The sequence below is a fragment of the Wolbachia endosymbiont of Drosophila innubila genome, assembly GCF_021378375.1.
In the GTDB taxonomy this organism is placed as follows: Bacteria; Pseudomonadota; Alphaproteobacteria; order Rickettsiales; family Anaplasmataceae; genus Wolbachia; species Wolbachia pipientis.
This window is the reverse complement of sequence record NZ_CP076228.1, coordinates 391,690-417,230: the sequence shown is the minus strand read 5'-3', so window position 1 is coordinate 417,230 and position 25,541 is coordinate 391,690. Positions and strand designations below refer to the sequence as shown.

The 25,541-nt window shown below is 35.3% G+C and carries 19 protein-coding genes, 1 tRNA gene and 3 pseudogenes; 11 read left to right on the top strand and 12 right to left on the bottom strand.

Going from position 1 to position 25,541, the window contains the following annotated elements; all coding sequences use genetic code 11:
* Nucleotides 1–197 precede the first annotated feature (197 nt).
* Nucleotides 198–926, bottom strand: a pseudogene (locus tag J4T77_RS02105) (IS5 family transposase).
* Between the two features lie 103 nt (nt 927–1,029).
* Nucleotides 1,030–2,307, bottom strand: a complete 1,278-nt coding sequence (locus J4T77_RS02100; protein ID WP_233641162.1) for an adenylosuccinate synthase — start codon at nt 2,305–2,307, stop codon at nt 1,030–1,032.
* Between the two features lie 180 nt (nt 2,308–2,487).
* On the opposite strand from J4T77_RS02100, the gene J4T77_RS02095 reads away from it, so the two are divergent.
* Nucleotides 2,488–4,083, top strand: a complete 1,596-nt coding sequence (locus J4T77_RS02095; protein WP_233641093.1) for a hypothetical protein — start codon at nt 2,488–2,490, stop codon at nt 4,081–4,083.
* A gap of 51 nt (nt 4,084–4,134) precedes the next feature.
* Here the strand turns inward: J4T77_RS02095 and J4T77_RS02090 are convergent, their stop codons facing one another.
* Both J4T77_RS02090 and ccmC read right to left on the bottom strand, forming a co-directional pair.
* On the bottom strand, nt 4,135–4,551 hold the full coding sequence (locus tag J4T77_RS02090; protein ID WP_083250453.1) for a GNAT family N-acetyltransferase: 417 nt from the start codon (nt 4,549–4,551) through the stop codon (nt 4,135–4,137).
* A gap of 8 nt (nt 4,552–4,559) precedes the next feature.
* The gene (gene ccmC, locus J4T77_RS02085) at nt 4,560–5,270 is read right to left on the bottom strand and encodes a heme ABC transporter permease CcmC (RefSeq protein ID WP_010962525.1); all 711 of its coding nucleotides are present in this window, start codon (nt 5,268–5,270) and stop codon (nt 4,560–4,562) included.
* Between the two features lie 135 nt (nt 5,271–5,405).
* Here ccmC and J4T77_RS02080 point away from each other — a divergent pair, with 135 nt between their 5' ends.
* The 4 genes and pseudogenes from J4T77_RS02080 (at nt 5,406) to J4T77_RS07485 (ending at nt 7,935) form a co-directional block, all read left to right on the top strand.
* Nucleotides 5,406–6,236: a pyruvate, water dikinase regulatory protein gene (locus J4T77_RS02080; RefSeq protein ID WP_233641092.1), complete on the top strand. Its 831-nt coding sequence runs from the start codon at nt 5,406–5,408 to the stop codon at nt 6,234–6,236.
* 49 nt (nt 6,237–6,285) lie between these two features.
* Nucleotides 6,286–6,414, top strand: coding sequence for a type B 50S ribosomal protein L36 (ykgO, locus tag J4T77_RS02075; RefSeq protein WP_006279631.1), 129 nt, complete (start codon nt 6,286–6,288; stop codon nt 6,412–6,414).
* Between the two features lie 49 nt (nt 6,415–6,463).
* Nucleotides 6,464–6,778, top strand: a complete 315-nt coding sequence (locus J4T77_RS02070; protein ID WP_010962526.1) for an FtsB family cell division protein — start codon at nt 6,464–6,466, stop codon at nt 6,776–6,778.
* A 79-nt stretch (nt 6,779–6,857) separates the two neighbouring features.
* A pseudogene (locus J4T77_RS07485) lies at nt 6,858–7,935 on the top strand (IS3 family transposase).
* Nucleotides 7,936–7,992: 57 nt separating this feature from the next.
* On the opposite strand, the gene J4T77_RS02045 reads toward J4T77_RS07485, so the two are convergent.
* The 4 genes and pseudogenes from J4T77_RS02045 to J4T77_RS07350 form a co-directional block, all read right to left on the bottom strand.
* A complete protein-coding gene (locus J4T77_RS02045) occupies nt 7,993–9,075 on the bottom strand; it encodes an efflux RND transporter periplasmic adaptor subunit (RefSeq protein ID WP_190321195.1) in 1,083 nt (360 codons plus the stop codon).
* A 201-nt stretch (nt 9,076–9,276) separates the two neighbouring features.
* Entirely contained in the window at nt 9,277–10,359 is a 1,083-nt protein-coding gene (locus J4T77_RS02040; protein WP_190321196.1) for a Fic family protein, read from the bottom strand.
* A gap of 237 nt (nt 10,360–10,596) precedes the next feature.
* The gene (gene dnaG / locus J4T77_RS02035) at nt 10,597–12,345 is read right to left on the bottom strand and encodes a DNA primase (protein ID WP_190321197.1); all 1,749 of its coding nucleotides are present in this window, start codon (nt 12,343–12,345) and stop codon (nt 10,597–10,599) included.
* A 615-nt stretch (nt 12,346–12,960) separates the two neighbouring features.
* A pseudogene (locus J4T77_RS07350) lies at nt 12,961–13,050 on the bottom strand (WPE palindromic element domain-containing protein); the annotation flags it as partial.
* Nucleotides 13,051–13,245: 195 nt separating this feature from the next.
* Here J4T77_RS07350 and ubiG point away from each other — a divergent pair.
* Nucleotides 13,246–14,421, top strand: coding sequence for a bifunctional 2-polyprenyl-6-hydroxyphenol methylase/3-demethylubiquinol 3-O-methyltransferase UbiG (gene ubiG, locus J4T77_RS02025; protein ID WP_010962529.1), 1,176 nt, complete (start codon nt 13,246–13,248; stop codon nt 14,419–14,421).
* Between the two features lie 11 nt (nt 14,422–14,432).
* On the opposite strand, the gene J4T77_RS02020 is transcribed toward ubiG, so the two are convergent.
* Complete coding sequence (locus tag J4T77_RS02020; RefSeq protein WP_233641090.1) at nt 14,433–14,855, bottom strand: TrbC/VirB2 family protein; 423 nt, start codon at nt 14,853–14,855, stop codon at nt 14,433–14,435.
* A 157-nt stretch (nt 14,856–15,012) separates the two neighbouring features.
* Between J4T77_RS02020 and metG the strand changes: the two genes are divergently transcribed.
* Nucleotides 15,013–16,650, top strand: coding sequence for a methionine--tRNA ligase (gene metG / locus J4T77_RS02015; RefSeq protein WP_190321199.1), 1,638 nt, complete (start codon nt 15,013–15,015; stop codon nt 16,648–16,650).
* 73 nt (nt 16,651–16,723) lie between these two features.
* On the opposite strand, the gene J4T77_RS02010 is transcribed toward metG, so the two are convergent.
* Nucleotides 16,724–17,485, bottom strand: coding sequence for a hypothetical protein (locus tag J4T77_RS02010; protein ID WP_223823073.1), 762 nt, complete (start codon nt 17,483–17,485; stop codon nt 16,724–16,726).
* A gap of 87 nt (nt 17,486–17,572) precedes the next feature.
* The gene (locus tag J4T77_RS02005) at nt 17,573–19,024 is read right to left on the bottom strand and encodes a replicative DNA helicase (protein ID WP_010962532.1); all 1,452 of its coding nucleotides are present in this window, start codon (nt 19,022–19,024) and stop codon (nt 17,573–17,575) included.
* Between the two features lie 114 nt (nt 19,025–19,138).
* On the opposite strand from J4T77_RS02005, the gene J4T77_RS02000 reads away from it, so the two are divergent.
* From J4T77_RS02000 to J4T77_RS01985, 4 genes are all read left to right on the top strand, one after another.
* Nucleotides 19,139–19,221 (top strand) — tRNA-Leu (locus J4T77_RS02000).
* Nucleotides 19,222–19,245: 24 nt separating this feature from the next.
* Nucleotides 19,246–19,842 carry an RDD family protein gene (locus J4T77_RS01995; RefSeq protein ID WP_190321214.1) on the top strand — a complete coding sequence of 199 codons (597 nt, stop codon included), beginning with the start codon at nt 19,246–19,248 and terminating at the stop codon, nt 19,840–19,842.
* 809 nt (nt 19,843–20,651) lie between these two features.
* Nucleotides 20,652–21,326, top strand: coding sequence for a RadC family protein (gene radC, locus J4T77_RS01990; RefSeq protein ID WP_010962534.1), 675 nt, complete (start codon nt 20,652–20,654; stop codon nt 21,324–21,326).
* A 277-nt stretch (nt 21,327–21,603) separates the two neighbouring features.
* Nucleotides 21,604–21,894, top strand: coding sequence for a GIY-YIG nuclease family protein (locus tag J4T77_RS01985; protein ID WP_010082530.1), 291 nt, complete (start codon nt 21,604–21,606; stop codon nt 21,892–21,894).
* A 324-nt stretch (nt 21,895–22,218) separates the two neighbouring features.
* On the opposite strand, the gene J4T77_RS01980 is transcribed toward J4T77_RS01985, so the two are convergent.
* Nucleotides 22,219–25,482: a UvrD-helicase domain-containing protein gene (locus J4T77_RS01980; protein ID WP_190321200.1), complete on the bottom strand. Its 3,264-nt coding sequence runs from the start codon at nt 25,480–25,482 to the stop codon at nt 22,219–22,221.
* Between the last annotated feature and the right edge of the window lie 59 nt (nt 25,483–25,541).

The window sequence follows — 25,541 nt, the reverse complement described above, 5'->3', positions numbered from 1 at the left end:
ATCAAACTGTATAACCTCGCCCTACACTAACTTTTATGATTACTTAATTGTGTAAAAATAACTGCAAGTGTTAAACTTGAGCTTTTATTTTTCATTATACATTTCTTACTACATGTTTATACTGTTGTCTTGCATAATAGACTATTCGAAGTTACACAAGTATTTTTTTTATTAGATAAGAGTTAGTAAGAGCCTGTTCATAATTTTTTCAGAAATAAGGCAGTGAAAGCCAGAACTACCATTTGTAGGCTAGTATTGAGTTTTCGCTCACAATTTTTCCACAATCTTCTACATTTTTCTAACCAAGCAAAAGATCGCTCCACAACCCATCTTTTGGGCAATACAACAAAGGAACGTAATTCATTTCTTTTGATCACTTCAACGGCTGCACCAATAATTGTTTTTATTTGAGTTACAAAATTCTCTCCAGTATAGCCTGCATCAACCAGTACATTTTTAACTCCCGAGAGGTTTTCTTTTGCATTTTCGACCATTCTCACAGCACTGCTACGGTCAGTTATCTCTGCTGTTGTTGTATAAATTGCATGCTTGCGTATCTACTGCAATACGGCCCTGAAATCTTCTTGCCTGCATCATAGCTTCAGCAGTATCTGCATTTTTTATACTCTGTGCATCAATTATGCAGAAGCTTTTCCGACCATTGTTTTGTCGCAATTATTTTTTTTTAATACCAGCTCCAGAACACTTTCTTTATTTACATCTGGTTTTTCACTCCACTTCTTAAAATAGTCGTAACAATTGCGCCATTTTGGGAACTCTTTTGATACCATTCTCCACTGGCAACCACTTTTTAACACGTATAACACTCCACAAAATATATCATGTAAATCAAGTGTTCTTGGTTTTGTCTTCTTTCTGCAAGATTCCAGATCTGCTACAATAATCTCAAACTTTTCTCGACTTATGTCACTTGGTTATAAACTTCGCATATCCTACTTTATATACTTTATCCTCTCACTTTATCTCTTTTTTGAGATTACGTACAGGCTCTAAGATACAAAGACGTTTTCAGAAATCTTTAAGCTTAATAACATCCTCTCTCTTTGGACTAGTTGAGATTAGATGAATTGGTACACCTATTAATTTTTCTAACCCTTCTATATATTTTATTAAATTGATAGGCAATGTTTCAATCGACCTTTTACCTTGAGTGTTTTCTTTCCAGCCAGGAAACTCTTCATATATTGGCTCTAATTCCCCTTGTATTGAATGCGATGCGGGTAAATAATCATACATTTTTCCGCTATACTTGTAACCAGTGCATATTTTAATTGTATCAAAAGAATTAAGCACATCTAATTTGGTTAATACAATGCTTGAAACTCCAGAGAGTTGTACGGCCTGGCGCACTAAAACTGCATCGAACCATCCGCAACGCCTTCTTCTATTGCTCACTGTTCCAAGTTCCTTACCTATAGTAAACAAGCTATTTCCTACTTGATTTTTCTGCTCAGTAGGAAATGGGCCATTGCCCACTCTTGTTGTATAAGCTTTTACCACACCAATAATGTAAGCATTGGAGGATAACCCTGAGCCTGTTATTGCTTGCGATGCTACAGTATTACTTGAAGTAACAAAAGGGTAAGTTCCGTGGTCGATATCTAAAAATGCGCCTTGGGCACCTTCAAATATTATTTTCTTACCTTCTTTCATCAAGTCATTTAATATCTTCCACACAGGTTTTTTATATGAAAGAATTTTTTCTGAAATCTCTTGAATTTCCTTTAATATTTCTTCTTTTTTAACCACCTGGTAGTTAAGGCCTTTCCTGATAGCATTGTGGTAATTCAAAAGAGTATCCACTCTTTTATTGAGCTCATCTGCGTTTTCTAAGTCACAAAGGCGTATAGCTCTCCTTCCAACTTTATCTTCATAACATGGCCCTATCCCTTTGTTTGTTGTACCAATTTTGTGATTTCCATTTAAATCTTCAAATAGCTTTTCCTTGTCCTTATGTATGCTAAGTATTAATGGACAGCTCTCGGATACCATCAAGTTGTTATAGTTTACGTCTACTCCTTTAACTTTCAATGACTCTATTTCTGAGATTAGAGCGTGTGGATCAAGAGCAACGCCATTTCCTATGATAGATATTTTGCCTGGCCTCAAAACAGCAGAGGGCAGTAAATTTAATTTATAAACCTCATCATCTACTACTATAGTGTGCCCTGCATTATTTCCTCCCTGAAATCTCACAACTACATCTGCATTCTCAGAAAGATAATCTACTATTTTACCCTTGCCTTCGTCACCCCATTGCAGACCAACAATTACAATGTTATTCATCATTATTTTCTAGATTAATACATAAATATTAATGCAGTACGCTACAAATGGAAAGAGAAATCTACGCCTTTCCTACACCCCTTAAATAAAGAAATATACTGTCGATTTTCTTAATATATTACCAAATTATTCATCATTATATGATATAACTTACAGCATATTTACAGTAAGGTGTTATTTATGAAAGAGACAAAAGGAAAAAATAATAAGAGTCCAGTAGTTAGATTAAAGGCCACAGCTAAAGAGTTCAATTTTAGTAAATTAAGAGCAGATCAAGATAATAAATTAGCGAATTCCGGTGAAACAATGTTCTTAGATTTTCAAAGGATGAATTTTATTATTAACGGAAAAGAAATAGATAAAAATCTTATTATTGCATTTAAGGAAGGAGCTAAGCACCGCAAAAGCGAACTTTTTAATAGTGATGATATATATAATGACGAAATATTTAACAAAAAAGGAACAAGAGAAATAGATACGGATCATGGCAAAGCTTTTGTTGCTTCAGTACTCGAAGATATTGAGAAAGAGCTTGTAAGTAATGCATTGGGTGAGCTATGGAAAAATCACTGTGAAAATTCCAAAACTGCCAATCATCAAAAAACCGATTCATATAAGAAAGAATTTGAAGAATTTTACAATGCTGGCCAAAGGTATATCCATCTATTACCAACAGAGAAAGATGAAAACAAGGATTACCGTTCCTTTGCAAAAGAAGTTTTCAAAAAAATGTTCAGATACGCTGGGGCAGAAGTTCCAAGTGATGCTATTTTAGAAGAGCTAGTTACCAATTGTAATCAAGCAGGGTATGAGGCTGCTCCATTTATACAAACCCAACTTGCACTTGGACAGTCGTTCATAGTAGAAAATCCTAAAAAAGTAATAAATATTGATTGTGCTAACCAAAATAATGTGAGAATTAGATCTGATATGAGGCTACCAATACTCTCTGTTAAAAATCAAGTTATGCATGGCGATAAGATATGTAATCTGTCTAGTTCATTGGAATTTACAATTGAATCTCACAATGGTGAAGACTTTGTAACATACAGAGATGGTAAATTGTCACTTACTATTCCTAAAGAGTTAAAAAATTATAAAGATAATGGCAAGAGCTTGTTTGACATTATTAAAGAATATTTTCAGAAATTCTGTGCAAAATTAGGATTTAAACCTGAGACAAAAATACAAATAGAGCATGGCTTCGGTGCTCAAAGTAACTATTTAGATGGTACAATATCAACCACAGGATCAGATGCAAATGAAGAATTTATCAATCTTTTAAGCGAAAATCTCAGAGAGAGGTTATTGGGGTCAGGAGTTGCTCTAGAAGATGAAGATGTTGATGATGTTGTTGAAGTCAGAGTATCTACCGTTATAGATCTATTGAGTGATTATGCTAAATTGGAAGATAATAAAGAACACAGAGAGTTATTAATAAGTAAAGTAGCAGATAATTTAGGACTTTCCACTCAAGATAAAACAGCACCAGAAGTATTGATGGAATTAGGCTCTTTACCTTCTTTGACAAAAGGTCAGGTTAATCATAATCAAGTGCAGTCTGTTGTAAATACTTTTATTAAGTTAATTATTGAAGGGAAAAGCGAAGTATACAAAAAAGGAGGTGCGATTGATGCAATTCATAAGGAGATAGATAAGGCAATTGTTGAGCAAGAAAAAAAAGCAACCAACAAACAAGATATAGAAAATGATAAATGGACAGATAGAATCAAAAAACAGAATTATTCTGCGGAATCACATGAACATTTACCTTAAAGATATTAGTAGGCTCTTTAAATATTTTAGAGTTCATGGTTACAACGGTTGCTATTTTACAGTGCATCTCACAACACTTTCTTCAAAAATATACATGTTAACATACCCTGGACGTACAAGATCACACTTATACCCAAGCTTTTCATAAAATACTTTCGCTTTTTGAAAATTCATGGTTGCAACGGTTGCTATTTTACAGTGCATCTCACGACCATAATCATGAACTTCTTCCATTAGCTGCTTTCCCATACCTTTTCTTCTATAATCAGAGTGCACCCAAAGCAAGTCAGTGTAAATTGAACCATAGATAACAAAACCGCTACAACCTACAATAATTTGTTCAGTATCATCGCGAATAAAAAAAGCAAATGGGTTACACGTACCTTTATCAACGGTTTCTTCATTAATCTTTTTGAGTAGGAATTCAATGTCTTTGCTACTTGGTGATGTGGTGTGTTCTATTTTCATCTCTCGGCCTAATACCGCATACTGATTTCTCTCTTTATCTTATATAAATTAATTAAGTAAAGTGAATACAGTATCCACACTACTAAAAAAAATGTGGCACAAAACATAAACATTGCAACCAGTGGCAACAGCAGGGAACTTTCTATTGCTATTCCACCTTTTCTCAAAATGCTTGCTGGCTGATGGAGAGTGGACCATAAATTCACGGAAAATTTTACTATAGGAATATTTATAGCACTAAAGATGGCAAATACTGCTGCTGATTTTTCTGCCCTCGCTTCATTATCAAAAGCGCTCCACAATGAAAGGTAGCCAACATATAGGAAAAATAAAATCAGCATTGAAGTAAGCCTTGCATCCCATACCCACCAAGTGCCCCAGGTTCCTTTTCCCCAGATGCTGCCTGTGATTAAGCATATTGCCGAAAAGACTGTCCCTGCAGGAGCAGCAGCATGTGCCAAGACACTAGCAATGCTATTGTTCCATACCAATGAAATGAAACCAAGTGATGCAATTAATCCATATATTCCAAGAGCAAGCCATGCAGAAGGCACATGAATGTACATGATTCGTACAATTTCTCCTTGTTTATAATCTTCTGGAGAGAAGAATAACGCCAAAGACATTCCAATTAAAAAACATGCGAAACAAATAACCCCAAGCCAAGGTAGAGCTTTCTTAGAAAAATAAGAGAAATTTGTAGGCTTTAATAAAAACATTCGTTTTGAGAATAATTGTGTTAAGAATTTACCAATTAGTTTGAGTTTTATCAACAGGATAGTTTTTCTATATTTACGTAGGTCAACAAATTAGCATAATTTCAGTAGCAGATTGCTAGCTATTATTTTTAGTATATGACCCTTAAAAAGCTTAATCTACACTTAGTATCAGATTCAAGTGGTGAAACTGTTATATCAGTTGCAAAATCAGCTCTGAAACACTTTCGTTCTGTAGAAACGATCGAATATGTTTGGTCTTTTGTAAAAGGAGAAGAGCAGATTGACAAAATTCTGGAGGAAATTAATAGGAAAAGTGATGAGCATAATTTTGTTATATGCACTATTACTGATGATGAGCTAAGAAAATATCTAAAAGATAACTGTATAAAGTTGAAAATTCCCTATAGAGCAATATTATCACATATTATTAGAGAAATTTCGTCTTATCTTGAAATTGAAAAAGACGAAAAGCTTGACTTGCATACTGAGATAAATAACGAATATTTTCAGCGCATTGAGGCAATAAACTACACTATTAATCATGATGATGGACAAAATATTCAAGATATTGATAAAGCAGATATAATTTTGGTTGGAGTTTCACGTACATCAAAATCTCCCACCAGTACGTATTTAGCTTACCGAGGCTATAAAGTTGCAAATATTCCTTTTGTTAGTGGAGTACCCTTTTATGTTGACTTGGCAAAATTAAAAAATAAACTAGCGATAGGGGTAACAATAGACGTAAGTAGGCTAATAGAAATACGCAAAAATAGACTTACTTCAATTAACAACGAAGATAATAATATATATGCTAACCCTGAGAAAGTAGAAAAGGAAATTAAAGAAGCAGAGGAGCTCTTTAAACAGAATAACTGGCCAATTATCGATGTCACGCAAAAGTCGATCGAAGAAGTATCAGCAACAATTATACAATATTTTAATAAAATGTTATCAATTGACTAACTCTTGATAAGTGATTATAATGTAAAGTAATTTAATTCTTACTATAGATATGAAAGTCAAAGGGTCGCTAAAATCTCATCGTAACAGAGATAAAAATTGTAAAGTTGTGAAAAGGGGTGGTAAGATTTACATTATAAATAAGGTAAAGCCAAGGTGTAAAGCGCGTCAAGGTTCTTAGCTTTTTGTTCACCTTTTCATGTTATATATTTTTTATATGTGAAAGTACGGTGCTTATATCTAAAAAGAAGCAAAAATTACTGTGTTTAAGCGCAGCCTTACTCATTTCTTCCCTTACATTATATTTCAGCATTAGCACAATTACAGGTAAACGTGGCTTATTGACGTTAATCGATTTAAAAAAAGAAATCGAGTACAATAAACTTTTGCTAAAGGATGTCTCTTCTGAAAAGGAAAAGTTGGACAACAAAGTATTTGGCTTATATGAAAAAAGCTTAGATTTAGATCTGCTTGATGAGCAAGCAAAAAATGCTTTAGGTTATGTGAACCCTAATGAACTTATGGTTGTTCTTGACGTGGAATAGCAGTAGTGACCTTATCCAGAAAAAGTGGAGAGAAAGAAAAGAGTTTTTTTGGGTAAAATAAAATTTTGGAGGATTAGAAATGGTAAGAGAATATACAGCAGAATTCAAATTGGAAGCTGTTAAACTGGCAAATGAACAAAGAAAGGTAGGTCAACCAGTTGCAAAAGTAGCAAGAGATCTAGGAATAAGGGATAGTGTATTAGGAAAATGGATAAAGAAACACAACGAAAAAAAAAAAAGTCGGCGGCAAATGCATTTCCAGATGTAGCACCTTATGACAAAGAGAGGTTTGATTTACAAAGCAAGAGTAACAAGGGAAAGAGACATTAAAAAGCCCTGGCCAGTCAAAAAGAGTAAAAATTTTTTTATATAGTAACTGCTATAAAGTACAGGAATTATGTAGGATTTTCTGCTAGTGGCTACTATAAGTGGACCACAAGAAAAATAAGCAGTAGAGAATCAGCAAATAAAGAGCTACTCGCAGCTATTCAAAAAATATATCAAGTTTCTAAATGTAGATATGGAGCTCCTAAAATTCATGCTGAATTGAAGGCTTTGGGTAAAAGTTGCAATTTGAAAACGGTGCAAAGTATTATGCAGAAAAATGACATCAGGGCTATACTGAGAAGAAAGTTTAAAATTAAAAAACAACAAACAGATAATAGAGCTGTAGCTCCCAATATACTAGATCAAAACTTTATTGTTGATCAACCAAATAAAGTATGGGATTACTTACATCAAAACCAAGGAGGGATGGCTATATTTGGCAGCAATAATTCTCACGTATGGTAGTTAATGAGTAGTGCAATAAATAAACAATTGGTTATGAACTCTTTATTAATGGCCATTAATAGGCGTAAACCTGTTAAAAATCTACTGCTGCACAGTGACCAAGGTTCACAATATACTGCGCAAGGGTATCAATATCTCTTAGCTGTAAAGAATATAGATGAGTAATAAAGGCTGTTGTTACGACAATTCTGTTGCAGAAAGCTTCTTTAGCTCATTGAAAAGAGAAATACTTATTGATACTTCACAACACTCTGCTCAACAAACTAGAACTGCAATATTTGAATACATAGAAATTTTTTATAACAAACAACGTCACTATTAACTATTGCATTCCAGAACAATTTGATGCATCATTCTTTTTGTAAAAAACATTCCACACTTTCTCTCCACTTTTTCTGGGTAAGGTCAAAGGATCTTATGTCTTAAACCTTATCACCAGGCTTAACAAATAGGTGGCCCAATACTATTAACTTTATGGGTTTATCTTCGTTATTTGCTACTATCCAAACCCCATCGCTCTCATGATCAACAATTTCTATTGGTGCAAATACTACATAATTATTGTCATCAACAATCTTTATTCCAAGAGCACCCTCGTCACTTAAGCTCAGGGCTGAAGAAGGAACTTTATATGCAAATCTTTCGCCTGAAGGTAGCCTTACGTTGGCAGTTAGTCCCTGCAAGGATATCATTTTATTATTAGTTACCTTTACTTCTACCCTATAAGACCCAGTTTTAGGCTCAGCAATTTTACTAATAAAACTTACTTCACCTGCCAATTCTTTTCCGTCCAGCAAATTAATTTGAGCTGTGCTGCCTAGCTCTATTTTATTTACTTCATTTTCCGAAACGTATAACACTACAAGAATTTGATCGAAATTAACCACGTCAGCTATTTTTTGCCCAGCATTAACAAAATCCCCTTCGTTTGCATTGATTTTATCAATATAACCATCTATAGGAGATGTGACTGCAGTATTTTCTAAATCCAATTCTAGCCTTTTTAGGTCAGCTTTTGCACTTTGTAACGCAGTAAAAGCTGCTTCTACTTGTATTTGTGCCCCATAGCCTTTTTTATTCAGTTTGTGAGAGGAATCATACTCAATTTCACGCTGCTTTAATAAAGCTTTGGCTTTCTGAGCTTGCTCAATCCTGTTATAATCTTCTATCTTTAACACTACATCATCTCTTTTTACCTTTTCACCATCAGGTAAATAAATAGCAATAATCTTACCACTTATTTTTGAGACAAGGCTAGCTCTATGTAAGGGATTTACTGTACCAGAAAAATTTAAATATATAGTGCGGTTTTGCGGCGCACATTCTTGAGTTTTTACTGAAAAGCTACTAGTTGCATTATCGCTATGAACCGCCTGATCTTTTTTTAAAAATGCACTGCTGATAAAAAACAGTAGAATAAAAGCAATACTGGAAATGATGATTACTTTATTTCTCATCTTTAAACAATAGAATTTGTTGATCAATCTTGTTAGAAACAACTGCATAAATTTTCGAATCAGAAATGTAAGTATAATACATGTACCATTGTCACTCCATAAATAGTTTTATATGAGAACAAACACAAGATTTTCCTACAATAAGTAAGTTTTTTATTGCTAAAATGCAATTTTTAATCGAATAAAATTGCAAACAAAGTTGTGCATAAGACTGGATTTAAAAAAATCTCGAAAAACATACTAAAACTTTTAAATAATAACTTTATATCTAGTGGCTTTGCCTTCTCCAAGACGCTGTAAGTATTTCATCCCTAGCAGTTTCTTTGTAATTGCCTCTACTGTTCTTGGAGGAAATCCTAGAGCTTCTATAGCATCTTTTCTACTAAATTCTTTATCTGCAAGGCTAAGTGCCCATTCCCAGAAGAACAATTGTTTTCTTGATAATAAATATTCAGTATTCTCCCTCTCAAGAATATAATGCGCCTCATTTGCTTGCGTTTTGAGTACATTAAGAAAAAATATTAACCACGGGGAAATATCTTCTTTGCCACTTTTCCAGCTACTTTGTGTTTTATTAAGCGCTAAATAGTAATCAAGTTTGTTAGTTTCAATTATCTTTTCATGTGATACAATAGATACAAAATCATAACCCTGCTGCAACAGCATTAAATTAGTCATCAATCTACTAGTTCTGCCATTCCCATCTTGAAAAGGGTGTATTGCCAGATACTCAAAAACAAAGTTAGCAATAATAATAAGAGGATGCTTAAATTTATTATTTAAGGACCAGTGATACCAATCAATAAGCTCTTGTACTTCCTTTCTAACAAGGTAAGGTGGTGTGGGATCAAAAATTATACCAACAACTTTTCCATTCTGATCTTTTGCCTCAACTCTATTAGAACTTGCTTTGTATTTTCCTCTATGATACAAATCTTTTTCACTATAAAGTAGCATCTGGTTGTTAATGTGCAATATTGATGACTCACTAATTGGAATATCCGTATAATCATGAAATATTAGTGTAAGCATTTCTAAGTAGCCAGCAATTTCTTGCTCATCTCTATTTTTAAATTTTTTGACACGTAGGTTTTTATATAGATCCTCAACTTCTTTATCGGTTAGACGATTTCCTTCAATACGGTTAGAAGCGCCAGAAGATGTAACAATAACTGAATGAGTTAATCTTTCAATTGTTTGTGGTAGTAGTTTTTTCGTTATCTGCCAGCTATTTTTAACACTATCAACTGCAGTAATTAACTCGTACACTTGCTCAATTACAGGCCCTTCTAGGTTGAGACACGTACTAAGACGAAAATTCTTCCAGTTCATATTCTTCTCACATGCATATTATGTGAGATAATGTGAGATAATGTGATAAAAGTCAATAGTAAACTTTATATGCACAGCAGAGCTAACTACAAAAATTATACATTTTCAAGTGATCCTAACCATATCAAAAACTACAGGGCAAAGCTGTTAGAGGAAGGCTTAATTAGTTAAAAATTTCAATCTTATGTAAAATATTGTCTTATTTTGTAATTTTCTTGTTGACTAACGAGACGATATCTACTTTTCAATAAACTCCATTTGCATTTCTTGTATACTGCTTTCTATTTGCTTTATTTGTTCTATCAACCTTTCCTCTAAGTCAAGATTACCGCTCAGCCTCGCTTCGGTTCTTTCTTTTCGTAATGCATTTAACTCTTTTAGTAACACTATATTATTCCACACAATTTCTGCAGATTTTCTCTCGTTCAGTTGGCTATTTAGTACACTAGTTTTTTCAAATACATACTTTATAACGTTAAACTGTTTCAATTCTTGTAACAAAGCCTCTTTATCGAGGTTGCTTTTGTTACTTATTACATCAATTATACGCTGTTGTAATCTTTTCATCTCATTAGTAAATTCAAAATGAGAAAATTGCTCAAAAAATATAGGACGGTTCAAGATTTCAGGAAATTCTACGGCTATACGCAAAATTACGGCCTGATTTTGCTCTGCTTCAATTAGCTCTGGAGACTTGTTATGAAGATACTCACCTTTTGTTGCTCTAGTTTTACTATTAAAAATCTGTTTTTTGAAGCTACTTCTTAGTTCACTAGCCTTATTGTAAAAATAATCTCTGTAATACCTTCTAATACTGCTGTTGCTAATAGTATTTACATATTCCATGAACTTGTGCTCAAGAATTGAATATTTTTCCGGAGCAAGTTTTTCATAATTTTGCAAATTGCTATCGATTATGTGATGCCATAAATATTCAGAATGCAGTTTTGTTGAATGGTCAAGAGCAGTCAACACGTCTTCTTTCTTGTATTCCAGTTCGTTACATATATCGTATGGATCTTTATTACTCGGCAAAGTCACAAACTTTAACGTGTATCCAGGCTCTAATATTAGCAGAGCAAGTTCTGCAACTCGAGTAGCAGCATGACGTCCAGCACTATCGCCATCCATACAGATGGAGATTTCTTTAGCAAATCTCCATAGATTTTTTATCTGTTCTGCAGAAATTGCGGTACCAAGCGGAGCAACTGCATTACTAATTCCCGCTTGATGTAGCGCTATAGCGTCCATATATCCTTCAACAACGAGTATGTGCTGTTTTTTACGTATTTCGCTTAAAGCAAAGTTTAATCCGTATAAATTCTCCCTCTTCTTGAAGAGCTGACTCTCTGGACTGTTTAAATATTTCGGCTGTTGCTCAGAACTTAGCGCACGTCCGCCAAAACCAATAACTCTCCCTGCAATGCTCTGTATAGGAAATATCAGCCGGTCATAAAAATAATCATGAAAATTTTTGTTTACTAATCCAATATCAATTAAAATTTTGTCTTCAATACCTGAAGAGTTTAAATACTCTTTCAAACCAGAGCTTGGTGCATAACCTATCTTAAATTTATCTATGATTTTAGGTAAAATCTTACGCTGCTTTAAATAATCTACAACACCTTGATTTTTTTGTGCAAACCAATTTGCAGCTAAATCAAGCGCTAAAAATAGTTTATTGTCCTCTTTTGTAATACTAAGATTTTTGGGCAGTTCAACACCTGTAACCAATGCTAATTTTTCCAATGCTTCTTTAAAGCTTAATCCTTCAGTTTGTGAAATAAATTCAAATGCATCACCACTAGCCAAGCAACCAAAACAGTAATATAACCCCTTAGTATTGCTCACCGAAAAAGATGGGGTTTTTTCGTTATGAAATGGACAGAGCCCAACAAAACTATCTCCTCTTTTTATTAATCTGACTTTTTTACCTACTAGGTCGGATAATAATAATTTTGATTTTATAATATCTATATGATCCATCTTGTTAAATTAGTAGTAGGATAAAAATTATATAGAATTTATACACATCTGACTCGAAATTTATTTCTATAACTAAAGCAATTTGGATTTACCGACAATGTAGCTATACAAATTCAAGAGCAATCCTGTCATCCAGGTAGCCCACAGAAACAAAAAACTTCCTTGACAAACCTCGCCAGCGCCCTTATCATGAAACTGAAGCTATTTATTTATCTTCTCTGTACAGATTAAATGACAAAAAAACTCAACGTATCTGGCGTCTCATGTTTAATTTTTTGCACCATGTGCACCTTATGTCTTTATCAAATTTCCGGATTTTGACCTACACAAGCTGAAATACGCTTATAAAGCATTTAAAACATTAAAAAACGCCAACTTAAAAAATGGATAGTGAATAACTAGCTACCCTAGGGTTTCTTTTGCCCTTTTTTCTGTTTAGTAAATTTCTTAACGTTTATAATTTAGATTAGTTGCGGCTTAAAAGCAGCTAAATCGCGGTTATTAAGTGTTTAGAATAAAAAAACGCCATACTTGAAAGTATAATGTAAGTAATTAGCCAACCACGGGGCTTCTTTTGCCTTTTTTTTCGTTTGGTAAATTTCTTAATATTTATACAGAAGGTGTCATTCCAGTGCTTGACACTGGAATCCAGTTCTTATTATACAGCTATCTGGTGTACTTATTTAAAATTAAGTTTTCTGGATCTCAGTGCCAAAGCACTGGGATGACACCCTTCCTGGCGGAGATTATTCTCAAATCACAATGTTCGTACAGTTGTGGAATGAATTGCGGTATGACGTAGGAAAACCTTAGCTATAGCTTTAGAACTCCCAAAAGGTCAGAAGCATTGAATGACTTGACAGAAAGTTCAAACCCATATAAAATGTCCTTATTTCTTATATGTTAGGTATAGTATCAATTGCCTCAGATCATGCTGGTTATGAATTAAAATCAGAAATAAAACCTTACCTGGAAGCCCTAGGTTACAGAGTAGTAGATCAAGGCTGCACTGCTAAGCAAAAGTGTGTAGATTACCCAAACTATGCTGTTAAAGTTGTAGAAGATATAACAAGCAAAAAAGCAAATTATGGGATATTAATTTGTGGTACAGGTTTGGGCATGAGTACTGTGGCAAATCGTTTTGAAGGAATCTACGCTGCTTTATGTAACAGTGTTGAGATCGCAAAATTAGCTCGCGAGCATGGCAACGCAAATGTACTGTGTCTTGGTGCAGGATTTACTGCGAGTGGATTAGCAAAAGACATAGTCAAACAATTCCTCGAAACAGAATTTTCAAAAGAAAGCAGACATAAAAAACGCCTTGATAAACTCAGCAATATAACCTCTAAGAAAAAAAAAACAAAAACTTATAACGAAGATGAAATATCAAAATTCGCTAAAATGGCAGGCCAGTGGTGGGATGAGAACGGCAAATTCAAACCATTGCACATAATGAATCCTGTTAGAGTATCTTACATTATTGAGAAAATAAAAGAGTTAAAAAAATGCAATTTGAAAGAATTATCATTGCTTGATGTTGGATGCGGTGGTGGCATTTTGTCAGAGTCAATGGCACGCGTTGGCATTAACGTTGTGGGAATAGATGTATGTGAAGAAAACATAAAAGTAGCGCATTCACATGCAAAAAAAGTAGGGTTAAATATAGAATATATACACACCAGCATTGAAGAGCTAAGCAATGACAAGAAGTACGACGTGGTTCTGCTGATGGAAGTAGTTGAACATGTGGATAATTTAGAGCTTTTCATGAAAAAAGCGATAGAACTGCTAAAACCGGAGGGGTTAATCTTTATATCCACAATAAATAGAACTATTAAATCCTTTTGTCTTGCAATAATTGGTGCAGAGTACATATTAAATTGGCTGCCAAAAGGTACACATAACTGGAATAAATTTCTCAAGCCGTCAGAAATTGCAAATCACTTAAGAGAAAATAATGTAACGCTGCAAAACATGGCTGGCATGGAGTACAACGTAATAAAGCGTGAGTGGAATCTAACTAAAGGCGTGGATGTTAATTATATACTCTGCGGTTTGTTAGATTTAACTCTATAAAAGCACCATTTTCACTTCCAATACTTTGAAGGATCTTGGCCAGCTTTTATACAGTAGCCTTTATTAGTTAGCGCCCAACCGGAACGACAAGCATAACCTGTACCTACACGTTCATATCCAGGAGCAGCAACACACTTTCCATTCTCCAAGGTTTGACCTTTAAAAAGACAACAAACTTCTTTTTCTGTTACCTTTGTTACAATTTGAGGAGCACCAAAAAACACAGCAACAAACATACCCAGTGCGAAAAGTGCAAGCCAAGGCATTCTGCCAAATATTGCAAGTAAGCTTGAACCAATTATTACCACTGTAATCATTGGTCCACCTATTCCATGAACGTAACCTATTACATTACACATTACATCTGTTGCTCCATCAGCGTGTGCATCAAATGCATAGAAAACTATAAATAGAATTACAAGAAAATTTCTCATTGTTCTTTCAATAATCATGCCTGATTGTTTCTTATTTTAATAAAATTTCAGTAAATAGCTTTTTTCAAAAATTATGCTTAACCCAATCAATATTTATTTATTACTGCCTTTTTAATACTATAATTAACTCAGTTGATTTTTATCAAAATGCTAAACCATGGAACAATTCGAGAACTTTTACATCACCACGCCAGTATATTACGTAAACGATAAGCCGCATATTGGTCATGCATACACTTCTCTCTTGTGTGACGTGGTGGCAAGGTTCATGAAACTAGCTGGGAAAAATGTCAAATTTACCACTGGTACAGATGAACATGGACAAAAAATAGAAAAAGCAGCTAAAGCAAAGGAAATGCAGCCAAAAGAATTTACAGATGAAGTGAGCGTTTCATTTAAAGAATTGGCTAAGTTCATGAATTTTGAGTATGACGATTTTATTCGCACTACGGAGGAACGTCACAAAAAAGCAGTTATAGCTTTATGGAATAGACTTGAAGAGAGAGGGCAAATATATTTGGATTCCTATTCGGGTTGGTATTCAGTTCGTGATGAAGCATTTTATCAGGAGTCAGAGCTGATAGATGGCAAAGCACCAACAGGTGCTGAGGTCCAGTGGATAAAAGAAGAGAGTTACTTTTTTCGCTTATCAAACTGGCAAGAAAAATTACTGGAACTCTATAAAAATCAGCCAAGTTTTATCTTTCCTGAGAGCAGAAGAAATGAAGTGATATCGTTTGTAAGATCAGGGCTCATTGACCTCTCAATCTCTCGCACTAGTTTTAACTGGGGAATAAAAGTACCAGGTAATGACAAACACGTAATCTATGTCTGGATAGATGCATTAACCAATTATCTTACATCAATAGGTTTCCCTAGTACTGAAGGTGAGGAATATAAGAGGTTTTGGGCAGAACCAGAAACACAGATTCCAGTGTCAAGCACTGGAATGACACCAAACCAAGGGAAAACGCAGATTCCAGTGTCAAGCGCTGCAAACCTAGCTGACAACTCTTTCAACGTTCATGTAATCGGTAAAGACATATTGCGCTTTCATGCTGTATATTGGCCAGCGATTCTCCTTGTAGCAGACCTGCCACTGCCAAAACAAATTGCAGTTCATGGTTGGTGGTTGAACGAGGGAGAGAAAATATCCAAGTCCCTTGGTAATGTCATAGATCCAATTGGCCTCGCTCAAGAGTTTGGTGTTGATCAGCTACGCTATTTTCTCCTCAGGGAAGCAAGCTTCGGCCAAGATGGCAACTTTAGTAAGAAAAATATGATCAGCCGGATAAATTCAGAACTGGCAAACAACATAGGCAATTTAGTACAAAGAACAATTTCATTTTTACACAAGCAATGTTCTGGAATTGTACCAACAATCGATCAAAGCCTACTTAAAGGTGAAGAAAGTCTTCCAGGTTGCAAAGCTATACTCGATCAAGTGATGAATCACCTATCAAAGTATGAATTTAACCATATCATACTTCTAATCATCAACATCTCTTCTGAAGCAAATGCCTACATAGACAAAAGTGCACCCTGGACACTAAGCAAAACTGACAGAGAGCGCATGAATTTAGTAATTTACAAGTTACTGGAATATATCAGGATAATAGGCATTTTATTGCAGCCAATCGTTCCCAAGTCAGCAGAGATGATACTAAATCAACTGCAAATTCCGAAAGAACAACGAGATTTAAAATCTTTGTGCGACGCGTGCGTAAGTTCAGGCATAACATTGCCTAAACCTACGCCGGTTTTTTTGAGGGTTGATGCTAAAGAGGAGAAATAGTGTAAAAACTATTTCTCCTGGATGGGATTATCTTTAGTTAACGACGGTGCACACCGCTGTCTACATATTCAAGTTAGGTGGCAAGTGCCTTAGTTACTTTAGCACAATATGGTTTAGTAACATCAGCACCTATCACTACTACTTCAGTAATTGCCGACTTAACCTTTCCTGGGCTCCATGCAAACCAGCCTTGACCATTTTCTTCTTTAGTTGGCTGACTTTCTGGGCTAGAAATCTCAGTACCTTTTTCATCACCAGATTCTGCATCATAAAATACATCCTGATCCTCAGAAAGACTCATTAAATAACTTTTAGCAGCATCAACATTTAAATGATCAGGTTGCTTAGGAACGTTATCAATATTTAAATAATCCAAACTATTAGCTCGTTGCTTTTGCTCAGAACTTTTCTGCTTTTGAGTGCGTACTTGATCTTTTAACTTAGAATTTTCTTCCTCTTGAGCTTCTACTTTATTTTTTAACTTAGAATTTTCTTCCTCTTTAGCTTTTACTTCCGCTTCTTTTTTAGCTAGTTGAGTTTTTTGCCCAGAAATTGTTTGCTCTTGAGCTTTCATTTTATTTTTTAACTCAGAATTTGTTTTGTTCTCACTAATTGCTTGATACGAAAGTGCAATAGCTACAGCAGAAAATACAGCACCACCAATAATAAATGGAAGGCCAACACTTAATGCTGCAACTGGAGCTAAGAAACCAATATAAGGAGCTGCAGCAAACACTCCAGATGCTAATAAAGTTAAAGCAGCCAGAGTTCCAGCTATATAATAGGGTACATTGTTTTTATTCATCATCTCACGTATGATAAAATATAATACCATTATAAAAGGATTTTTAAGAAGTTGTCAAGCTATCTTTACATAAAAAAAATAATTGATAAACTTGGGAACAAGAAGATTGCTGTCAAGCTATGAACTATGCCTTTCCGTGTAATCTTTAAATGCACCTCTGTTAGAGTCAAAATATAGCTTCACACTGCCAATTGGCCCGTTCCTCTGCTTTGCAATAACAAGCTCTGCAATATTTCTAATTTTCTCCATTTTCTCTTGCCATTCCCGATGTTTATTGTTTCCTTCACTTGGTTGCTTTCTCAATTCGTAGTATTCTTCTCTATAGAGAAACATTACTATATCTGCGTCTTGCTCTATGCTCCCTGAATCACGTAAATCAGAAAGTTGTGGTTTTTTATCATCCCTCTGCTCAACAGAACGAGAGAGCTGAGATAGTGCAACAATGGGAATATTTAGCTCCTTTGCAATTGCTTTCAAACCCTGCGTCACTTCCGAGATTTCTTGCACTCTATTTTCATTACTCCTTTTTGTTGTTCCTCTGATTAGCTGCAAATAATCAATGAATACCACTTCTACATTATATAATTGATACAGCAAGCGTATTCTGGTGCGAAGGGCACTAATTGATAGCGCAGGGGTGTCATCTATGATGAAAGGCAGTTCAGATAATTCTGTACTAGTATTGATAAATTCATGCAATTCAAAATCACTAATTCTTCCGGTTAATGCCTTATAATAACTAATCCCTGAATCTATAGTGATCAGCCTTGCAGTTAATTGCTCTGCTGACATTTCAAGCGAGAAAAACGCTACATAGTGTTGCTTATCTGCTCTTTTTTGCAACATCTTACAAGCATTAAGTGCGATGTTTAGCGCCAATGCTGTTTTACCCATAGAAGGCCTTGCAGCTAAAATTAATAAATCAGATTTTTGTAGACCACCAAGAAGCTGATTTAGATCTTGAAGTCCGGTTGTAACGCCTAGCGCTTCTGGATTATTTTTCAGTGTGCTGATCTTCTCAACTACATCTTTAATTGAACTTGCAAGTTTTATATATGTTTTCTCACCTTGTTTTTTTACTGCCAAATTGAACAATTTTGTCATTGCTTGTTCAATTTGCGCCTGTGCAGGATTTTCAATATCGTAGTTGTAGCTATCACCAACTATTTCTTGCCCGAGCTTGATTAAACATCTCCTTAAGTAAGTATCACGGATTATTCTAGTCAAACTATAAATATCAAGTGCAATACTTGCCTTCGCTGCAAGCTTTGCTAAGTACTCTACCCCGCCACACTCGGTAAACGCTTGGTCGTTCTCAAAAAACATTTTGAGGCTCAGTTCATTGGCAACTATACCGTGTTTCCTGGTTTTAGATATTTGCGTAAAAATACTTTGATGCAGTGGATCATAGAAATTTTCTGCTGTAATTGTGTCTTCAACTGCATCACAGATTCTATTATCACGAATCATTGCACCAATAAGCATCTGTTCAGCTTCTAAATTATGCGGTAATTTACATATTTCCTTATCTACACTTCTTGAACTGAGGAGATTGGCTAATTCATTCATTTTAAGTTTTGAGAGTAACTGTTGATTATTGTAGAATATTTAGTCCTCATTTGAAAGATGTAAAGGCAAAAAAATTTGACTAATTCCGTGTTGCCTATAGCATTAAAACTTAATGCCCCTGTGGTGGAATGGTAGACACGGCAGACTCAAAATCTGTTGCTTGCAAAAGCATGCTGGTTCAAGTCCGGCCAGGGGCACGTTAAATATTGGAAAGTATATATATGTTACATAAATTTTTTAATCGTTTATTTTCTATTTTTTCTTCTATAAATGTTATTCAAAAGGTAAAGAAAGATGAAAATGGGATATGTTATGTAACGGGCCTCAGGCGCTATATATCAGTATTGCTTGATTTAATTATTATCGTTTTGTTCTTGCAGTTTTGCAGCCAAGCCTTTAATCAGCTCTTTACAAACTCAGAGGATAGCAAAATATTCAGCCAAGTTGCTGCAAAATCCCCAATGCAAGTGCCACTTTCTATAGAAGAAAAGGCAATGCAGAGTAGACTTGTAAAATTAATGATTCTAAATCAAATAGTCCAGTTTATTATGCTCTTTTGCTATGTAATATATATGTGGGTAAAGTTTGCTACTACACCTGGAAAACTATTATTTGGGCTTAGAGTTGTGGATGCACAAACTTTCGAAAAGATGACCCTAAAACAAGCAACAAAGAGATTTTTTTCCTTTATATTGTCAGTTGCACCATTGTTCTTGGGCTTTTTATGGTCAAATTTCAACAAACGCTGTCAAACTTGGCACGATAAGATCGCAGGCACAGTGGTTGTCACGAGTAAAAGCCTTAGAAGGCAGAGCTAAAAACTACTTGACACCCTTCGCCAGCCCCCTTATCATGGTATTGAAGGTATTCAGTTATCTTCATCTGTGCAGATTAAACAGCAAGAAAACAACGTAGTTGGCGTCTTATTTTTAATTTTTTGCACTATGTGCACCTTATGTCTTCACAACATTTCTGGGTTTTTACCTATATAAGCTGAAACGCGCTTATAAGTCGTTTAAGACAGTATAGTACGCCAATTTGCAGGATTAGAGAGTGACAACTAGCTAACACGGGGTTTCTTTTGCCTTTTTTTCTGCTTAGTAAATTTCTTAAACATTTGCAGCGTAGGTTAGTTGCATTCAAAAGCAGCTAAATTGCAGTGTTTAAGACTTAAAAACGCCAATACTGAAAATAGACAATGACTAGGGTTTCTTTTGCCTTTTTTTTCATTTGGTAAATTTTTTAATGTTTGTAGCTAAACGACAACCGTCATCCCTGTAAAGATCAAGTATCCCGCTACTTGTTAGCGGGACCTAGAGATACCGCGAATGAATCGCGGTATGACGGTTCACGGTGGCATGACGGTTAAGTAATTCGTCATCCCGCTACTTGTTAGCGGGATCTCTTGTTAGCGGATGAGATACCGCGAATGAATCGCGGTATGACGGTCTGCGGCGGTATGATGGTCTGCGGCGGTATGACGTAGAGCTCGCGTCAGCTACTTTCATGACACCATTTGCTGTCTTTAAAAATGAATGTTCTTACAATTGTGCGTCATGCGCCTTATTAAATATTTTACTTAAAAATCTAATTTCTTATTATACAAGAGATAAGCAATTCATTGATGATGAAAAATTACAAAAAGGGGCATAGAAAGCGCCTAAGAGAGAAAATTATTTTAGATAATGGACAATCATTACTTGATTATGAAGTTTTAGAGCACATTTTATATTCAGCATATAGTAGAATTGATGTAAAACCGGTGGCAAAGAGTTTGATAGAAAGTTTTGGCAGCTTAAATAAAGTTTTTAATGCTGACCTGGAAGCGCTGCAAAACGTTGATGATGTCAGCAATGCAGCGATATCTGCCATCTTTTGTGTAAAACAAGCCTTTGTTCGTTCTGCAAGAGAAGAAATAAAAAACCTGCCTGTAATCGATAACTGGGAAAAATTGCTTGATTATTTAAGAATAAGTATAGGAAGCCTCAATAAGGAAAATTTTCGTGTCATCTATATGAATAAAAAGTATCGTCTAATAGCGGAAGACTTGCAAAATATTGGTACAGTAGATCAAACTCCTCTTTATGTCAGAGAGATCATCAAGCGCGCACTTTTGATTGGTTCAACATCCATTGTAATATCTCACAATCATCCAAGCGGAGATACACAACCTTCAAATAGCGATATATCTCTCACTAGACAACTAGCAGAAGCTTGCCAAAGTATAGGAATAGAATTAATAGATCACATTATTATTACATTCAGTAGCTATTTTAGTTTCAAGGAAAATAGGTTGTTGTGAAAGCCTTTATAGCTACAGTAACTTAGATTTACCGACAATCGTCATTCCGCTACGTGTTAACGGCTAAGAGATACCGCGAATGAATCGCGGTATGACGTAGATTGCTGTCATCCCGCTGCTTGTTAGCGGCTGAGATACCGCCGCGGTATAGTAACTCGTCATCCCGCTACGTGTTAGCGGGATCTATCTGCGGCGGCATGACGGTAAGTTTTATTGTGGTATGATGGTGTAGTATAATGTTGGTAAACCTCAGTTACTTTAGCTATAAACGATTAAGATGAAGTTATCATATATCTATATACTTACAAATAAAGCTAATAGCACATTATATATTGGTGTAACTGCAAATTTGATCAAGAGGATTTGGGAACACAAAAACAAAATTGTTTCAGGTTTTACATCAAGATATAATGTAAATAAACTTGTATATTTTGAAGAGTTTGAAGATATAAGTTTAGCTATTGCAAGAGAAAGGCGCCTGAAAGAATGGCCAAGGCAGTGGAAAATTAATTTGATCAATCAAAAGAATCCTAGCTGGATTGACTTATATTACTTAGCTTTAAGATAGCTATGCTGAGATCCCGCTAACACGTAGCGGGATGACGAGAAAGGAGCAGCAGGATAACGGTTGAGTAATTTGTCATCCCGCTACTTGTTAGTGGCTGAGATACCGCGGCGGTATGACGGTTTGCGGTGGTATGACAGTTAAGTAATTCGTCATCCCGCTACTTGTTAGCGGGATCTATCCGCAGCGGTATGACGTAGGACTGCTGTCATTCTGCTACGTGTTAGCGGCTGAGATACCGCGAATGAATCGCGGTATGACGGTCTGCGGCGGTATGACGGTTCGCGGTGGTATGACGTAGTAGCTATTTCTTGCAATCAAGTTTCGTTAAAAGTCAGATTGAATGGTTAAATCTTCCACCCAAATAACCACGCACTCTACTTGCTTGTTTGGATATATTTCTTGTACTAAGGTTTTATAGATTAACATCTGTTTTTTTATTTCATTTAATAAGGAAACAGAAACGTTACGGTGTGATTTGTAGTCAATTATGATTGCTTTATCTTGCGTTATGCATAGCCTATCTAGTCGTACTAATACTGACTTGCCATCAATTGTTCCACTCAGTGTAATCTCTGATTTGCCTTCCAAGTCAAACAAATAGCCATATTTTTCATTAAAGGCTAATATTTTACTGTAAATTTCATCCTTATCTTCGCTGATGTTATCAAGGTATTTTCTGACCCAATTTTTTCTCCTTTCTTTTTCTATCTTGGGCATATACTGCAATATGCTGTGAATAATCAGGCCTCTTGCATAACCATCTGTCATCCAAGTAGCTGACACTGGGATCCATTCTGCTCCTTCTTTTTCACTGGATTCCAGCGTCACGCGCTGGGATGACACCGAAGAGTGGGCTAAAGCTGGTGGAAGGGAAATGACCGGAACGTCAAAATAATCACGTTTTTTATAAATGTAAGGGTAGTTTGCATTCACGCATAATACTTCAACTTTTTCTTTAAATATTGGCTGTAAATCCCTTTGTTTCTTTTCATATGGCTCTCCGTACTTAGTGATTAGATCATACCAAGAGCCCTTTTGCACTGGCTCTTTACTTAAGATGTATAACTCATCTTCAGCACGCGTGAGTGCTACGTATAATAAACGCAAATATTCATTATAATCCTCTAGTTTTTTCTCTCTTTTTACTTGATCGCAATAAGCGTTGTTGTTTTTTCCACACCAAAATGGCACTTCTGTTCCATCAAAGATAATGCTTTCACTGTTTCTTGGCACTGTGTTTGTATCAACCAAAAATACTATGGGAGCTTGCAGACCTTTTGATTTGTGAATTGTCATTATTCGCACAGCATTGCGTTCTGATTGCATATCATTCTTAATCTCCGGATTATTCTCCTTGATCCATTGAACAAACGCTTGAAGAGATGGGTTTTCAAATTGCAACACGAGGTTCATAAATTCGTCTAGAACCTCAAAGCACTCAAGACCTAGCCTTGCAGCAAATTTCTTCTTACCTGTACGCAATATATGTGTAAATAGTGCAAGAGGAGACTCTATGCGAGATAAGTTAATGAGATAGTTTAATTCACTATAGATAACCACAGAATAATCCTGAATTCTTTCCCATAGTGAATGCTCTTTACGGTCGTATGCAATGTTAAATAAATCATCCTCGGTGAAATTAAATAGCGGTGATTTTAAAGCATTTGCAAGAGCTAAATCATTTGCCTGGAGGAGTAAAAATTCGGCCAAAGCTATTAAGTCCTGCACGGCTATATAGTCCATAATTCTAAAATAATCCCGGCCTACAACTGGCACGTTTGCTTTTTTAAGTTCGCTTATTATGTAATCAACTAATACGTTTCGTTGCCGTACCAAAATCATAATGTCTCTTGGCTCTATATGGCGATCTTTAGCGACTAAAATTCGCCCTTCATTTAACCAATTGTGAATTCTGTTGGCTATTGTTTGAGCAAGTAATCGGTCTGCTATTATATAATTTTCCCTGCATGTCAGAGGAATTTGTAAAGCTTGCTGTTCTTTCTCTTTGCGCCTTGGTAACGCTGGCCAAATTTCAATATATCCTTGGTCATTTTCTCTATGTGGAACATGTTTTATTTCATTATCATTAAAAGATATTTCTGCGCGGAAGTTATTAAATATTCTATCTACAAGCATCAAAACTTCTGGAGTTGAGCGAAATGACTTTTCAAGTTGGCATGATATCCAATCTCTACCACCAGTTTTCGTATGAAAGTATTGTTGCATATAGTTGAATAGATGGGGATTTGCTCCTTGAAATCTGTATATGGATTGTTTTACGTCACCAACAACAAATAAGGTTCGCTTTTCATCATTACCGGCAAAAAATTCATCGCAGAGATTTGTTATAATTTTCCACTGGCTGATGCTATTGTCTTGTGCCTCGTCAACAAGGATGTGATCTATTTTTTGATCCAAGTTAAACAATATCCCATCTTTATAGTTTGGATTGCTAAGAAGATTTGTTGCTAAGTTGATTATATCATTGTAGTCAAGCAGTGCATTTTTTGATTTTTCACTATTATACAAATCAACATATACTTTAAATACACCAAGTAAGCTACTGGTTCTCTTGAATATTTGATAAGAGTTCATGTCTCTTATATGGGTAAATACTACATTCTGAACGCTCTCTATTATTTGCTCTGCATCTTTGAATTTCTCCAAAATACTTTTTGTTGCAATGGATGATATGCTCTTTTTTTCGTGCGATTCTGATTTTAAAAAGACCTTGGCTAGGTTTTCTACTTTAGTGTCATTCCAGCGCGTGACGCTGGTTCTTTTCTTCTGGATCCCAGCTGGGATGACAGTAGAATAAAGTATTTCACTATAACTCTGATCTCTTTTACTGCCTTCACTTAATATCTCGGCTAGTCTTTCCACGTGCTCAATTGTTTCACTCTGTAAGTCATGAATTCCATCTGGGGCGCTCAATTTATCTTTGATATATTTCGAATCATTTGCTGACGCTGATCTTTTTACACATAAAGTATAAAGCAAATCGCGTAGTTTATTTTCATCAATTTCAGTTGCAATAAGGTTGATATCATCCTGCACAGTTTCGTTATGAAGCACTTTATTGAATATGATGGAATGTAATTCTTTGCATTCGCTCAGCGTACAATTTGGAGCAATGCCAGCTTCTATAGGAAAGCTGGAGATTAATTTGTAACAGAAAGCGTGTATGGTTTGTATAGTTAGACCAAGATTTTCCAGTTCAGAGAAAAGCCTTCTTGCTCTTGTTAAATAATCTTTATTTTTTCTGGATCCCAGTGTCACGCACTGGGATGACAAGTAGGGGTGCTGAGATCCCAGTGTCACGCACTGGGATGACATTGGAAAGAAATCTAGTTGTTCTAGATCTGCTGCCAACACACTATCTGAACATATTGCCCACTTACTGAGTATGCTGTGAATGCGATTCTCCATTTCGTTTGCTGCAGCATTGGTGAATGTTAAGCAAAGAATATTTCTTTTGTTTTCTAATAAAAGTCTCAATACTCTGTCTATTAAGATTTTTGTTTTGCCTGTACCAGCGGACGCATTTACCCACACAGAGAAATTAGGATTTATGGCATTTGATCTCATCAGAAGTGCGAGAACCTTATAAAAGTTGACTAGAATAGCATTATACATATAATGTAAAA